Source organism: Corynebacterium sp. S5S1, from assembly GCF_001913985.1.
Classification (GTDB): Bacteria; Actinomycetota; Actinomycetes; order Mycobacteriales; family Mycobacteriaceae; genus Corynebacterium; species Corynebacterium marquesiae.
The window spans coordinates 51410-65747 of sequence record NZ_MKXT01000008.1 but is presented as its reverse complement, the minus strand read 5'-3'; the positions used below and the strand labels follow the sequence as shown (position 1 = coordinate 65747).

Here is a 14338-nt window from a genome sequence, read left to right as displayed (position 1 = left end):
TAAACTCCTGTGCTCTAGCCTCGAGCGATATCCCTATGCAGGGTGCTGACGTCTAATGTGTCATTGTCCCGCAGGCGCGCCGCAATAGCCTCTGCGACGGCAACGGACCGGTGGTGACCGCCCGTGCAACCGACGCCAACCGTGATGAAGTTCTTGCCCTCATGGCGGTAGCCATCCAGCATGGTAGAAAACATCTGCAAGAAATTGTCCACGAATTCCTGCGCCGCTGGCTGCGAGAGCACATAGTGGGCAACCGGTTCATCCGTGCCGCGATATCCTCGCAGTTCTGGAACCCAATAGGGGTTGGGCAGGAACCGCACGTCTACCACTAAGTCGGCATCGCGGGGCGAGCCATTTTTAAATCCAAAGGATTCAACGGTGACATGCTGCTTTTCATTTTGCATCTCACCAAAGGCGGCCTCAATGGCACGGCGGAGATCATGAATGGATAGGTTCGTCGTATCGATAATGATATCCGCATGGGAACGCACATCTGCCACTGCCCGGCGCTCGCGTTGGATTCCGACTTTGAGCGTGTCCCCCTCCTGCAGCGGGTGGGTGCGCCGCACCGAATCGAACCGGCGGATAAGCACATCATCGCGAGCATCCAAAAAGAGCACGGTGGGCTTCATATTTAGTTCCGTAAGCTCATTCATAATCTCCAACAGAGACCCTGGGAACATGCGCGAGCGCACATCCGTTACGGCTGCTACCTTGCCCACTGGAGTTTCCTCTTGGTTGCACAGCTTGAGCAGGTCAACAATGGCGCGAGGCGGAATATTGTGGGCCACGTAGTAGCCCTTGTCCTCAAATACTTTGGCAGCGGAACTCAACCCGCCGCCGGACATACCGGTTATCAAGATGGGTGGAGTTTCGAAATGCGTCATGCTCTTCAGTCTAGCGCTTCAAGATTCGCTGCCTCTAGGAGAACGCCACTTAATTGCCCGCAGAATCATGCAAACTCTCGTACACGGTCTGGGCCAGTTTGGGACCAAATCCGTTTACCTCACAGATCTCTTCCACAGTGGCGGCCTTGAGCTTTTTCACCGAACCGAAATGCTTGACCAGATCGGTGCGCCGTTGCGGCCCCAATCCCGGAACGGAATCGAGTACCGAGGAACGCATCCGCTTTGAACGCTGCTGCCGGTGGTAAGTAATGGCGAAGCGGTGGGCTTCATCGCGAACTTGCTGCAGGAGGAAGAGTGCTTGCGAGTTTCGCGGCAAAATCACCGGCTCATCATCGCCGGGAACCCAGATTTCCTCGAGGCGCTTGGCCAAGCCCACTAGGGTTACATCCACGATGCCTAACTCATCAAATACCTCTTGAGCCGCGGCTACCTGGGGCGCACCGCCATCCACGATAAAAAGCTGCGGTGGATACGCAAAGCGGCGTCCCGCTTCGGCAGATTCTTCCGCCACCTTCTCCTCTGCAAAGGAAGACTCTTCTACTTCCTCATCCGGATGGGCCAGCTTATCTTGCTTATGGCGCTTAAAGCGACGCCGCGTGATCTCTGCGATAGAACCAACGTCATCCGAGCGGCCATCACCTGCCGCCTCCTTGATGCGGTAGCGCCTATAGTCAGACTTCTTGGGCAAACCATCTTCAAAGACCACCAGGGAAGCAACCACATCTGTGCCTTGAATATGCGAGATATCGGTACATTCGATGCGCAATGGGGCTTGCTCCATGCCTAGGGCTTCTTGAATATCCTGCAATGCCGCCGAACGTGCGGTGAGGTCTCCTACCCGCTTGAGCTTATGCTGACGCAACTGCTCCTTAGCGTTTTTCTCCACCGTGGCCATAAGCTGCTTTTTATCGCCGCGCTGGGGAACACGCAGGTCCACCTGGGCACCGCGCAGCTCCTCCAACAACTCGATGACCTGCTCCGGTTCATCCGGCAGGGCCTGAACCAAAATCTGGCGTGGAATAACCTGCACGCGGCGGGATTTCATGTGCGATTCTTGGTCCACCCCGCGCCGCTTCACGTCCGCGGCGAGCGCAGCATCTTCGCGCGCCTCTTGTTTCTCGCGCTCTACTGCATCGGAATAGAACTGGATGAGGAAGTTTTGTACCAACGCGGGCAGCGCGGGATCAGGTTTTCCTTCTTCCAAGGGCTCTGAACTCGCCTGATCGCCGGCGCGTTCGACTACCCAACCGCGCTGACCGCGAATGCGCCCATCGCGAACGTGGAAAATCTGTACCGCTGCCTCAAGTTCATCGGAGTTAAAAGCAATGAGATCAGCATCCGTGCCGTCTGTGAAGACCACGGCCTGCTGTTCCATAATCTTGTCAATAGCGCCCAAATCATCGCGCAGGCGCGCCGCGCGCTCGAACTCTAGGTTCTCGGCGGCCTGCTCCATGTCCTGGGTAAGTTTGCGGCGTACTGAACCGGTGTTGCCATTCATGAAGGACACGAGATCGTTGACCGTCTCGCGGTGGTCTTCCTTGCTTACTCGGCCAATGCAGGGTGCATCGCATTTGCCGATGTATCCCAAAAGGCACGGACGCCCTAGCCGCTCATGCCGGTTATATACTCCCTTGGAGCAGGTACGCATGGGAAAGACACGGGTAAGCAAGTCCAAGCTTTCGCGCACGGCCCAAGCATGAGAATAGGGGCCGAAATAGCGTACGCCCTTGCGCCGCGGTCCACGGTAGAAGAAGGCGCGAGGGACCGTCTCTCCGACCGAAACCGCGAGCATAGGATAGGTCTTATCGTCGCGGTACATGACGTTGAAGTGTGGATCAAAGCGCTTGATCCACGTGTACTCCAACTGCAAGGCTTCCACCTCGCTGGCAACTACCGTCCACTCCACCGAGTTGGCGGTGAGGACCATTTGGCGAGTACGCGGGTGCAGTTGCGTGATGTCCTGGAAATAGTTAGACAGCCGAGCGCGCAGGTTCTTGGCTTTGCCCACGTAGATAACGCGGCGGTTTTCATCGCGGAACTTATAGACGCCTGGGTCGGTGGGAATGGTTCCCGGAGCCGGGCGGTAGGTGGAGGGGTCAGCCAATTGTTAATCCTGGGGCATGTACTTGGCTTCCACGTCGCGGAAGCGGCGGACGTTGTCAATGACGGTGTCCTTATCGCCGGACTGCAAAGCCCAGACGGGAACGAACTCGAACTCGGGCAGCTCAAGGCGTGCCATACGTTGGCCTACGGGGAAGGAAAGTCCGTAGACCACCTGCCACGGATAAAAGCGGGTGCCCACGATATTGCGGACCTCTACCCCATCCTCATTGGCGCGCAAGCGGGGACGGTTAAGAGCGATCCAGGAGAGAACGGAAATGAGAACACCAACGCCAGGGAAGGCGAATTTGTCGATGGTGGTCACGTGCGCACCGGTAAAAGACACATCCAAGGTGACTCCCATGAAAATATGGATGGCCAGAACGAGAATCACCCAGGCGATAGCCACCTTGCGCAGGAAGGGCGAGGTCGCCGTGAACTCCCACGGTTTAGACGTGGTCTGTGCGAAGGGATCGGCGCTGGTATAGGCCAATACTTCGGCGTCGCTAAGCTGGCGGCTGTGCTGCGGATTCTTTGGGGCCTGCGCCTCGTTCATGTGCATACTCCTTCGGGGTGCGCCCCGCCGGCCACATTAGTGGTCAAGCATTGGGCGCTGACGCATTGCTAGAGGTTACTTTTGTGCTGCGTTTAGTGTACGCAACTGCAGCGCGGTGTCTAAAGCCGCGATCATAGCTTCGGCACCCTTGTTTTCTACCGAATCTGCAAAACCGGCGCGGTCGATAGCCTGCTGCTGGTCGTTGACGGTCAAAACGCCATTAGCTACCGGGGTGGATTCATCGAGTGAGATACGGGTCAGTGCCTGGGTGACGGAGTCGCATACGTAGTCAAAGTGGGGGGTGCCGCCACGGATAACGCAGCCTAGTGCCACCACGGCATCGTAGGAGCGGGCTGCTGCTTGGACCATAACGCCAAGTTCCAGGGCACCTACTACTCGGTATTCGGCAACCTCAGCACCATTATCGGTAGCAGTCTGCACCGCCTGGGCATGGAGCTGGTCGCAGATTTCTGCGTTCCACGTAGCAGTAACCACAGCAACGCGCAGTCCACTGCCATCAACCTGGGCAATATCAGGCAGGCCTTCTTTACTCATCGCTATCCTTTCAATCGCACGTTAAAGTTCTACTTATGTTCGGCGTCCCACTGGGCAACCTGCGGGAGGTCGTGGCCCATGCGGTCGCGCTTAGTACGCAAGTAGTCAATATTATCCGCGTGGGCAGGGGTTGCCAGCGGCGTGTGGTGGCTGGCGTCCACCCCAAAGCCACTTAGCCCCTCGCCCTTATGCGGATTATTGGTTAAGAGGTTTGCGGATTCTATGCCGAGATCGCGAAGGATCTGCCCGGCCACGGAATACTCGCGGGCGTCCTCGGGCAGTCCCTGCTCCAGGTTGGCATCGACGGTGTCCATGCCCGAATCCTGCAGGCGGTACGCCTCCAACTTATGCAAAAGGCCGATGCCGCGTCCTTCCTGACCGCGCAGGTAGATGACCACGCCGCGGCCTTCCTGGCTGATAAGGCGCATGGATTCATGCAGTTGGGGCCCGCAATCGCAGCGCCGTGAGCCAAAGGCATCACCGGTTAGGCATTCGGAATGGACACGCACCATGACGTCGCGTGCGCCGCGCAGTTCGGAAGGTTCCCCTGCGACCAACGCAACGTGTTCCTGCCCGTCTACCTCATGGCGGTAACCGATGGCGGTGAAGTGACCATATTCGGTGGGTAGCTCAGTGGCGACCTGGCGGGTGACCTGCGTTTCATTATGGCGGCGCCACTCGATGAGCTGCGCGATAGAGATCATGGAGAGCCCATGCGTATCGGCAAAGCGACGCAACTCTGGTGAGCGCGCCATATCCGTGGGGTCATCCTCGGAGACGATCTCGCACAGCACACCGGCCGGGCGCAGGCCCGCCAATCGGGCGAGATCAATGGATGCCTCCGTATGGCCGTCCCGCTCCAGTACGCCGCCCGGGCGAGCACACAGCGGTACCACGTGGCCTGGACGGGTGAACTCTCCTGGAGTGGTGCTGGGGTCTGCCAGACGCCGGATGGTTTCTGCGCGCGAGGTGGCAGAAATACCGGTACTACCTGTTGCCGCATCCACGGTCACCGTGTAGGCGGTGCCGCGTACATCTTGGTTGACCGCCAGCATCGGCGGTAGGTTCAGCCGGTTGCAATCGTCTGGCAATAAGGGTGCGCAGATATATCCAGAGGAATAGCGCACCATGAAGGCCACGAGTTCCGGGGTGGCTAGCTCCGCGGCGAAAATCAGATCGCCTTCGTTTTCGCGATCCTCATCGTCGATGACAACAACCGGCTTACCAGCGGCGATATCCGCGATGGCCTGGTCGATGGAATCTAGACGGATGGAATTCTCACTCGCGCTCATAAGGTAGCAGTCTAGTCCTTAGCCTCAGGGGGTTGAGCTTCGGGGTGAAGCATCTTTTCTACATACTTGGCCAGCACATCCACCTCGAGGTTTACCTCTCCGCCCACTGGCAAGGCGCCATGAATGGTATCGCGCAAAGTGGTGGGGATAAGGGATACCTCGAACCAGTCGGGGCCCACGGCGCTCACGGTCAGCGACGTGCCGCTCACGGCAATGGAGCCCTTTTCCACGACGTACCGAGCAAGCCCGGACGGCAAGCTAAACCGCAGCACATCCCAGTTCTCGGAGCTAGTTCGGCTCTGGAGCGTCGCGGTGCCGTCCACGTGTCCTTGCATGATGTGCCCACCCAGCCGGGTGGTGGGAAGCAGTGCCGGCTCTACATTGACCGGATCGCCCTCGGCAAGGCGCCCCAGGGCGGTGCGGTCAAGGGACTCCTGCATCACATCCGCACAAAAAGTATCCGCCGAAAGATCCGCCACGGTAAGACATACGCCGTTAATAGCAATGGAATCACCCAGTGCCGCCTCCGCAACGGTACGCGGGGCACGAATGCTCAACCGCAGCGCGTCTGCATGCGGTTCCATTGCCTCCACGGTGCCCAACTCTTGTACTAGACCAGTAAACACGTCCAACCTTTCTCGCTCACTACTATGTCCAGCGCCTAGCGCACGTATTCAATAAGAACGTCATCACCCAGGGCCTTCATTCCCACCCGGTGGAAACGGGTGGCCCCTGCCAGTGTCTGGGTCACGGGGTGCGCGAGCACGCCACGGCCTTCGCCCAGCAAAAGCGGTGCAATATAGGCGGAGATGGCATCCACCAAGTCGGCCTTGAGGAAGCTGCTGGCCAGGCCTGCGCCTCCTTCCACGAGGATATCGCGGGCACCGGTGGCGTAGAGCTCGTAGAGAGCTTCTTCGATGCTGTCGTACTGCTCGTACCCCAACTCGCGCAGGTGGCTTGCTGCATCGCCCGCCGATTCCAAATCACGCTTGCCTATGACCACCCGGCGTGGCTGGTGCGCGCGCAAGCTGCCGTCGCTAAAGCGCGCGGTGAGCGAGGGATTATCAGCCAGCGCCGTGCCGGTACCTACCACGATGGCATCGCGGTGCGCCCTATCGGCATGCACCCAGTCGCGCGCTTCCTCGCCCGTAATCCATTGGCTGGTTCCATCGGCCGCGGCCGTGAAACCGTCCAGCGTTTGCGCGAACTTCAAGGTAACGTGGGGACGTTGGGTGCGCACGGCGAATAGCCATGGCACCATGGCATCCTCGGCGTGCGGGGGCTTTTCTAGCTTGGCGACGTCCACTCCAGCCTCCGCCAACACTTCTGCTCCACCCGCAGCCTGCGGGGTGGGATCGGCGTGGAGGTAGTACACGCGAGCCACGCCGGCATCGATAAGCGCCTGCGCGCAGGGACCCGTGCGGCCGGTATGCGCGCAGGGTTCCAAGGTGACCACGGCCGTGGCCCCGCGTGCCTTACCTCCGGCCTCCTGCAACGCCATGACCTCGGCATGCGCGCCTCCCACGGGCTGGGTGGCGCCGACGCCCACAACCTCCCCAGCTGGCGACACGATGACCGCGCCTACCGGTGGGTTAGGGCTCGTGGTTCCACGAACTTCAGCACCCGCGGCCATTGCGCGCAATAGCGCTGCGGAGATGCTGCTGTCTTGTAACTCCGCGCCCATTAGGCACCAGCCGCCAGATCACGCAGCTGCTTGACGACGCCGGCGGGATCATCCGACTTGAATACGGCTGAGCCTGCCACGAAAGCGTCGCAACCCGCCTCGGCGGCTGCTTTGATGGTCTCTGGTGAAATGCCGCCATCGATCTCGATGACGGTCTCAAGGCCCTGCTCATCAATGCTGCGGCGCAGCTTACGGACCTTCTCCAGCATTTCTGGCATGAATTTTTGCCCGCCGAAGCCAGGCTCGACAGACATCACCAGCACCTCATCGAAATGGTGCAGCTTGTCCAACCACGGCTCGATGGCGGTGCCCGGCTTGATGGAAAAGGCCGCACGCACGCCCAAATCGCGGATGCGCTGGGCCAAGTCCACTGCCGCCTGGTCATCGGCGACGGTCTCCACGTGGAAGATAATCGTATGCGCGCCCGCCTTGGCATAGGTCTCCACCCACTTTTCGGGTTCCTCAATCATGAGGTGGACATCTAGTGGCTTATTGGTGCTGCGATGGACCGTGGCCGTGAGATCTGGGCCGAAAGACAGGTTGGGCACAAAGTGCCCATCCATAATGTCCACATGGACCCAGTCTGCGGTATCAATCGCCGCTAGTTCCTCGCCCAAGCGAGAAAAATCAGCGGCCAGGATGGAAGGGGAAATAATCGGTGCGGACATGCCCACCAGTCTATCGCGATTAGTTGGCTGCGCGGCGAAGGGCCGCAAAGAACATGGCGTCGGTACCGTGCCGATGCGGCCACATCTGCACGGATTTCTCATGGCCTACATCGCCCATATCAGGAATGAGAGCATGTGCGTCGAGTTCTTCCGCGCCGAGTTCGCGCACAGCGCGGTCAACGATGCCCCGGGTTTCGCGCAGATCTGGCGAACAGGTGGAATAGATGACCACGCCACCTGGACGCACCAGGTTTAATGCGGAAGACAAGAGCTCGAATTGCAGCTGGTTGAGCTCGGTAATGTCAGACTCGGACTTGCGCCACCGCGCCTCGGGGCGGCGACGGAGGGCACCGAGGCCGGAACAGGGGGCATCGACAAGCACGCGGTCAAAGCCCTCTCCCACCCCGGGATTGCGGCCATCTGCCACATGGACGTCCACGGGTAAATCGCTGACCGTCTTTTCAATCAGCGCCGCTCGGTGCGGGGATACCTCCACTGCATCGACGTGCGCGGAGTCGATGCGGGCAAGCGCGCCCATCAATGCCGCCTTACCGCCGGGACCGGCGCAGAGATCCAGCCACCGGCCGGTATCCTCGCCCTCGAGGGGCGCCTCGCATACCGCGCGGGCAATCAGCTGCGAACCCTCGTCCTGGACGGCCGCCAATCCTTGGCGCACGGGTTCCAATTGGCCGGGGTCACCGGATTCCATGTACACCGCATAAGGGGAATAGCGCCCCTCCTCATTGCCGGTCATCAGGGCCAATTCCTCGGCCGAGATTTCCCCAGGGCGCGCCACCAGATGCACCGAAGGTCGATCCGAATCTGCCGCCAGGGCAGCCTCCAACTCCCCTAGGCCCAACACGCGGCTAAACGATTCCGCAATCCAGGTGGGGTGGGCATGCTTAAAGGCGATGCCGGCGATTTCCCCCTGTGGAGCGAGCTTGTCCAGCCAGGTCTTAGCTGGCGTGCGCGTAATGGTGCGCATGATGCCATTAGCAAAGCCCTTGGCTTTGACTTCACCGGCGGCTTCTACCAAACGAACGGTGGTATCAACCGCCGCGTGTGGCTCCACGCGGGTATAAAGAACTTGATAGGTGCCTAGGCGCAAGGCATCAACCACGGCTGGGGAAATGGCCTCGAGGCCGCGCGAAGAGCACTCTGCGATGACGGCATCAACTACGCCAAGGGTGCGCAGCGTCCCGTAGGTGATTTCGGTGGCGAAGGCGGCATCGCGCCCCTTGAGCTTTTGCTTGCGTAGTGCCTTGGGCAAAATGAGGTTGGCGAAAGCATCATCCTCGCTTACCCTGCGCACCACGTCGAAGGCGACCGCACGCGGCGCATCCACGCCCGCAGCCAGCGCGGCCTGAATCAGTCCGCTTTCCTGGCGCTTGCCGGGACGCTGGCCCTTAGCAGCAGCCTGCCGGCCACTGTGCTGCCCACCGCGGCTACCATGCTGCTGCCGTTGCGGGCGGCCGCCGCGACCCTTCACACCAGCGGATTTGTGGGAGTCCTGCGGCTTACCCGCCGGCGACTTATCCCCGGACTTGCTGCGGGAACGGAAACCACCACTCATTGAAACTTCACCTCGGCATCCTTGCCTAGTCCGCGGGCCCAATCGGCCGCGTTCATCATCTTCTTTCCCGGAGGCTGGATTTTACCCAGCTGGACTGGCTGCGTACCGGTACCGATGAATACGGCATTCTTGGCAATGTGCAGCTGCCCTGGTTCTAGTTCCTGTGGAACCGCCGCCTCATCTTTGAGGCTAACCGGTCCAATCTTCACGCGGGCCTCGTCCCACATGGTCCATGCACCCGGACCAGGCGTATGTGCGCGAATGTGCCGATCGATGGCAAATGCCGGTTGGGTCCACTCCACGCGGGCCTGCGCGGTAGAGATTTTCGGCGCATAGGTAGCCTCACCCTGCTGCGGTTGTGCCTCCAGCTGCCCCGCCGCTAAGCCATCCATGGTGGCCACGAGCAGATCGCCACCGGAATAGGCAAGGCGCGTCAACAGGTCATCAGCAGTATCGGTGCCTTTAATCTCCTCCGTCACGGTGCCGAGCACCGGGCCGGTATCAAGGCCCTCTTCAATGCGGAAGGTTGATGCGCCGGTAACATCATCGCCTGCAGCAATGGCCGCCTGCACTGGTGCCGCGCCGCGCCATGCCGGAAGCAAGGAAAAATGCAGGTTTACCCAGCCATGCTGTGGTAGTTCCAGCAGGTCCTTAGTTACCAGATTGCCGTAGGCCACCACCGGAATCGCCTCTGGTTGCAATTCCTTTAAGCGGGAGCGCAGCGCCTGACCATCCTCCGAGTCAGGGCGCAGGGTGGTTGGAGTCAATACTTCAATGCCGCGTTCCTGGGCGAGCGCCTTCACTGGGCTCGGGTGAAGAGTGCGGCCGCGGCCCTTCTTCGCGTCTGGGCGAGTGATTACCGCCACCACCTCGTGCGACGAGGCAAGCAGCTTTTCCAAGGCCACAACGGCTGGCTCAGGGGTACCGGCAAAAATAATCCGCATGCGGGGAAACTCTCCTCTTAATGTCGTTCAAAATACTAGGCTACAACGCCGCAACGCTGCCGCCACAGCGAGCGGGCTACGAGGCGTTAAACCACTCGGATTCACGGATGGCGCGCATGGCCTCCTTGCGCACTAGCGCCTCCAAGCGTTGTAGGAAGAGCACCCCATCGAGGTGGTCCGTCTCATGCTGGATGCACCGAGCCATCAGTCCTGAGGCCACCATGGACACAGGGCGCCCCTCAATATCCTGGCCAGTCACAAAGACCTGGTTGAACCTCGTGGTTTCCGCGCTAATTCCCGGAATGGATAGGCATCCTTCCGGGCCTGTTTGCTGCTGCTCTCCCACCGGAGTCCAGACCGGATTGACAAGTGCCCCGCGCAGCCCAGATTGGGTATGCGAGCAGTCATAGACGAAGATTCGCTTCAAAATCCCCACCTGATTAGCCGCTAGCCCTACTCCCCCAGCTTTGTCCATGGTCTCGAGCATATCGCTCGCCAGAGCACGCAGACTAGCATCAAATTTACTAATCTCCTCCGCGCGGCTGCCCAAGACTGGGTCGCCGTAGATACGCAGCTCTCGAAGGGACATGGCAATCACACCTTTCTCATGGCACCGAGACCAAGCCGGCCGGCGGTGGCGGCTTCCTCCGTCGAGATTAGCGCATGAGCGCCTATGGCCCCGATATGGCTAACCCACGTGGATAGGGTCAACCACAATGCGCAAAGGCAGGTCATCCTTGCGGGCGCTGCGCGCGGCGTTGGCGCTGCGCAAAGCCCGCCCCAATTGGGACCGCGGCCCCAGCGGGGTGCGCACGACCAGCCGCTGCGGTGGGCCAAAGCGCTGGCTATCGTAGTCACCAGGCAGGCTCTGCCCCGGCGGAAGGGGAACTGGTCCTAATACCTCCGCGTGGTCTGGAAGATCCACAAGCTCGGCAAAGCCATCTAGGGATGCATCCGCACCGTCGATGGCAGCAAAATGCACCGCGGGTGGAAAGCGCACTTCGCGCCGGGCAGCAAGCTCTGCCGCGGCCGCGCCCACCATATCCCAACGCAGGAAATGCTGGACTACGGTAAGCGAGTCATCGGCCGCCAGGATTACTCGACCACCCTTGAAATGCGGCTGCACCAAGGTAGCCGCCTGCGCCCACTTCGCTAGGGTATCCTCCGTGGCGCGCAGGTCTTGCCGGTTGAGCAATGCCCCGGCATCCAAGAGCAACGCCGCGCCATAGGCTCCATCTTTTACTCTCGGTTCCGCACCAGGGGTGGCAATGACCAGCGCCGGCGCATTGTCCACCGCATCGAGCACCTTGTTTCCGCCCGAGACCACCACCCGCGTATTGGGAAAGGCCCGGCCCATTTCTTCCGCAGTGCGCTCCGAGCCCAATACGATGGCCCGCAGGCGCGGAGACCCGCATTCGGTGCACCGATGACGTGCCTCAATGCGACCACACCAGCGGCAGGTAGGCATTCCCGCTTCGTCGGAGCCTGCGCTTGCCGACGCCCCCTTGGGCGGCAGCCCCAATGGCCCGTTGCAATGCCGGCAGCGAGCCGGCGCTCGGCACTGGCCACAGGCCAAAATGGGCGCATACCCCTTGCGCGGTACCTGCACCAGCACCGGCTCTCCCTTATCCAGCGCCTGGTGGGCGGCTTGGAAGGCCTGCGCCTGCACTTTTGTCGTACCGCCCTGGAGGTCGCGGGCGATAGACAGACCGAACGACCCCACCGCCTCGATAGCCGGGCACCGCGCCGTTATGGTTTGCTCTTTGGCCACCACGTCGTGCGCCCATCCTGATTCCACGAGGAGCTGTGTCTCTGTCGTCCGCGAATGGTTGGCCAGAACCATGCTGCAGCCTTCGAAGGCTGAGCGGGTGGTGAGTACTTCCCTCGCATGGACATAGGGCTTGAGGTTGTCGACCAAATTATCATTGCCATCATCGAGGATCACCGCCAGTTGCAAGTCTTTGACCGGAGCAAAGGCGGCGGACCTGGTGCCAATGACCACGCGCGCTTGGCCCACTAGCGCGGAGAGATAACGGCGATAGCGCGCCTGCGGGCCCATGCTATTAGTCAGCACCGTTATCTGCTTTGCCCCAAGTACCTGACGAAGCGCGGCCTCTACAGCATCGACGCTCTTCTGGTCCGGGGCGACGAGGAGAACTCCGCCTCCGCCAAGCGCCACTTTGGCAGCGAGGGCAGCCAGCGCATGTGCCCAATCATCGCCCGGGGCGATTTGCCAGGCGGCACGGGCGAGCTTGCCGGCAAGAATCGAATCGACGAAAGCCTCGCCATGTTGATAGGCCGACCAACCTGATAGGTCGGGCTCGCTCGTGGTGCCAAGCTCCTCCCACGGGGTCTCTAAATCGGATTCTTCCGCCTTGGCGTGCCGCGGTGGGATAGCGGAGCGGATAATGTCTGAGCGCACGCCGCCGTAGCGGTCTGCCAGGGCGTCGACAAGCCGGGCCAGCTGCGGCGGATAAACCTGGAAGGGGGAGATAACGCGCTCGATAAAGCGCAGGTTGCCGCCAAATTCGGAGTCATGTCGGCGTTCTAAGACAATGGCGTCAACCAAGCGCCCGTTGAAGCGGATGCGCACCTTAATCCCCGGTTGGACTTCTTCCGAGTCTGCCTCTTCTACGAGGTAATCAAATCCTCGGTCTAGGTGCGCAACCCCTAAAAGAGGCAACACCCGCGCAACCGGCTTCCGGGTGGCGGGTGTTTTCTTAGGCATAGGCCTCGATTCTACAGACCAGCGGCAGCACGCAATGCTTCCACTCGGTTCAACTGCTCCCACGGCAGCTCAACGTCGGTGCGGCCAAAGTGACCGTAGGCCGCAGTTTGCGCATAGATGGGGCGCAATAGGTCGAGCTCGCGAATGATAGCGGCCGGGCGCAGGTCAAATACCTGATTCACCGCAGCCTGGATATTCGCATCGCTCAGGCCTTCCTTGGCGGTACCGAAGGTCTCCACGTACAGACCCACCGGCTTGGCGCGGCCGATTGCGTAAGCCACTTGGACTTCAGCGCGATCTGCCAAGCCCGCGGCGACGATATTTTTGGCCACCCAGCGCATGGCATAAGCAGCGGAACGGTCCACCTTGCTCGGGTCCTTGCCAGAGAACGCGCCGCCGCCGTGGCGAGCCATGCCGCCGTAGGTATCGACGATGATCTTGCGTCCGGTAAGACCGGCATCGCCCATCGGACCGCCAAGGATGAAGGAACCGGAAGGGTTGACCAACAAGGTCGTGTCTTCGGTGTAGTACTTCTCCAAGCCGGCGTCCTTGATAACCCATTCAAGGACCTCACTACGTAAGGGACCTTCCAACCAAGCACTATCGACATCGGCATCGTGCTGGGTGGAAATGACCACGGTATCCAGATGGGACGGCTCATTGTCGTCGGTGTAGGCAAAGGTCACCTGGGTCTTGCCATCCGGGCGGAGGTGATCGACGATTCCTTCCTTACGTACCTGCGTCAGGCGGCGGGACAGGCGGTGCGCCAAGGCGATGGGCAGCGGCATGTACTCAGCGGTCTCATTGGAGGCATACCCGAACATCAGACCTTGGTCGCCTGCGCCAGCGGTATCGTTTTCGGCGTCGTAGTCCTCGTCATGGGCGCGGGCTTCAGTGGAGTTGTCTACTCCGGCGCCAATTTCCTGGGACTGCTCGCCGATAGCGATATTCACACCGCAAGTGTTGCCATCAAAGCCGACTTCGGAAGAAGTGAAGCCGATAGACTTAAGGGTGTCACGCACCAGCGCCGGGATTTCTACGTATGCCTCGGTGCGAACCTCGCCCACCACGTGGACCTGGCCGGTGGTTACCAACGTCTCAACGGCCACGCGGGATTCCGGATCCTTTTCCAGCAGGGCATCAAGGATGGCGTCAGAAATGGCGTCACAAATCTTATCGGGATGGCCTTCCGTAACGGACTCGCTGGTAAAAAGACGAGTTGCCACTGCAGCGTTATCGGTCACAAAAACTTCCTTTGTTCTCACTGTTGATTCGATGCTGTGGGTTTTCTACGCCCAAGCCTAATACTTCGCAAGCCTAGACCAAGCGG

The 14338-nt window shown here is 60.4% G+C and carries 13 protein-coding genes; all 13 read right to left on the bottom strand.

Annotation, left to right across the window (positions count from 1 at the left end):
* Window positions 1-14 precede the first annotated feature (14 nt).
* Window positions 15-896 (bottom strand): RNase adapter RapZ, encoded by an 882-nt coding sequence (gene rapZ, locus BKN05_RS04890; RefSeq protein WP_193393084.1) that lies wholly within the window; start codon window positions 894-896, stop codon window positions 15-17.
* 40 nt (window positions 897-936) lie between these two features.
* Window positions 937-3012, bottom strand: coding sequence for an excinuclease ABC subunit UvrC (uvrC, locus tag BKN05_RS04885; RefSeq protein WP_286688085.1), 2076 nt, complete (start codon window positions 3010-3012; stop codon window positions 937-939).
* A 3-nt stretch (window positions 3013-3015) separates the two neighbouring features.
* Window positions 3016-3564, bottom strand: coding sequence for a PH domain-containing protein (locus BKN05_RS04880; protein WP_049378201.1), 549 nt, complete (start codon window positions 3562-3564; stop codon window positions 3016-3018).
* A 75-nt stretch (window positions 3565-3639) separates the two neighbouring features.
* Entirely contained in the window at window positions 3640-4119 is a 480-nt protein-coding gene (gene ribH, locus BKN05_RS04875) for a 6,7-dimethyl-8-ribityllumazine synthase (RefSeq protein WP_225746908.1), read from the bottom strand.
* Window positions 4120-4148: 29 nt separating this feature from the next.
* Entirely contained in the window at window positions 4149-5411 is a 1263-nt protein-coding gene (locus tag BKN05_RS04870; protein WP_286688084.1) for a bifunctional 3,4-dihydroxy-2-butanone-4-phosphate synthase/GTP cyclohydrolase II, read from the bottom strand.
* 11 nt (window positions 5412-5422) lie between these two features.
* Window positions 5423-6037: a riboflavin synthase gene (locus BKN05_RS04865; protein WP_286688083.1), complete on the bottom strand. Its 615-nt coding sequence runs from the start codon at window positions 6035-6037 to the stop codon at window positions 5423-5425.
* A gap of 35 nt (window positions 6038-6072) precedes the next feature.
* Window positions 6073-7095, bottom strand: a complete 1023-nt coding sequence (gene ribD / locus BKN05_RS04860; protein WP_286688082.1) for a bifunctional diaminohydroxyphosphoribosylaminopyrimidine deaminase/5-amino-6-(5-phosphoribosylamino)uracil reductase RibD — start codon at window positions 7093-7095, stop codon at window positions 6073-6075.
* Window positions 7095-7763 carry a ribulose-phosphate 3-epimerase gene (gene rpe, locus BKN05_RS04855; RefSeq protein WP_286688081.1) on the bottom strand — a complete coding sequence of 223 codons (669 nt, stop codon included), beginning with the start codon at window positions 7761-7763 and terminating at the stop codon, window positions 7095-7097. The genes ribD and rpe overlap by 1 nt, the downstream gene beginning before the upstream one ends.
* A 19-nt stretch (window positions 7764-7782) precedes the next feature.
* Window positions 7783-9336, bottom strand: coding sequence for an RsmB/NOP family class I SAM-dependent RNA methyltransferase (locus tag BKN05_RS04850; protein ID WP_286688080.1), 1554 nt, complete (start codon window positions 9334-9336; stop codon window positions 7783-7785).
* A complete protein-coding gene (gene fmt / locus BKN05_RS04845; protein WP_284843922.1) occupies window positions 9333-10280 on the bottom strand; it encodes a methionyl-tRNA formyltransferase in 948 nt (315 codons plus the stop codon). The genes BKN05_RS04850 and fmt overlap by 4 nt, the downstream gene beginning before the upstream one ends.
* Before the next feature lie 76 nt (window positions 10281-10356).
* The gene (gene def, locus BKN05_RS04840) at window positions 10357-10869 is read right to left on the bottom strand and encodes a peptide deformylase (protein WP_284843921.1); all 513 of its coding nucleotides are present in this window, start codon (window positions 10867-10869) and stop codon (window positions 10357-10359) included.
* A 99-nt stretch (window positions 10870-10968) separates the two neighbouring features.
* Entirely contained in the window at window positions 10969-13008 is a 2040-nt protein-coding gene (locus BKN05_RS04835; protein WP_286688079.1) for a primosomal protein N', read from the bottom strand.
* A gap of 11 nt (window positions 13009-13019) precedes the next feature.
* Window positions 13020-14252: a methionine adenosyltransferase gene (gene metK, locus BKN05_RS04830; protein WP_286688078.1), complete on the bottom strand. Its 1233-nt coding sequence runs from the start codon at window positions 14250-14252 to the stop codon at window positions 13020-13022.
* Window positions 14253-14338: the final 86 nt, after the last annotated feature.

Excerpts from the sequence above, each read along its gene's own strand:
- BKN05_RS04870 (WP_286688084.1), bottom strand. The coding sequence starts at position 5,411 with ATGAGCGCGAGTGAGAATTCCATCCGTCTAGATTCCATCGACCAGGCC.
- BKN05_RS04850 (WP_286688080.1), bottom strand. The coding sequence starts at position 9,336 with ATGAGTGGTGGTTTCCGTTCCCGCAGCAAGTCCGGGGATAAGTCGCCG.
- fmt (WP_284843922.1), bottom strand. The coding sequence starts at position 10,280 with ATGCGGATTATTTTTGCCGGTACCCCTGAGCCAGCCGTTGTGGCCTTG.
- BKN05_RS04880 (WP_049378201.1), bottom strand. The coding sequence starts at position 3,564 with ATGAACGAGGCGCAGGCCCCAAAGAATCCGCAGCACAGCCGCCAGCTT.
- BKN05_RS04835 (WP_286688079.1), bottom strand. The coding sequence starts at position 13,008 with ATGCCTAAGAAAACACCCGCCACCCGGAAGCCGGTTGCGCGGGTGTTG.
- ribH (WP_225746908.1), bottom strand. The coding sequence starts at position 4,119 with ATGAGTAAAGAAGGCCTGCCTGATATTGCCCAGGTTGATGGCAGTGGA.
- ribD (WP_286688082.1), bottom strand. The coding sequence starts at position 7,095 with ATGGGCGCGGAGTTACAAGACAGCAGCATCTCCGCAGCGCTATTGCGC.
- def (WP_284843921.1), bottom strand. The coding sequence starts at position 10,869 with ATGTCCCTTCGAGAGCTGCGTATCTACGGCGACCCAGTCTTGGGCAGC.
- rpe (WP_286688081.1), bottom strand. The coding sequence starts at position 7,763 with ATGTCCGCACCGATTATTTCCCCTTCCATCCTGGCCGCTGATTTTTCT.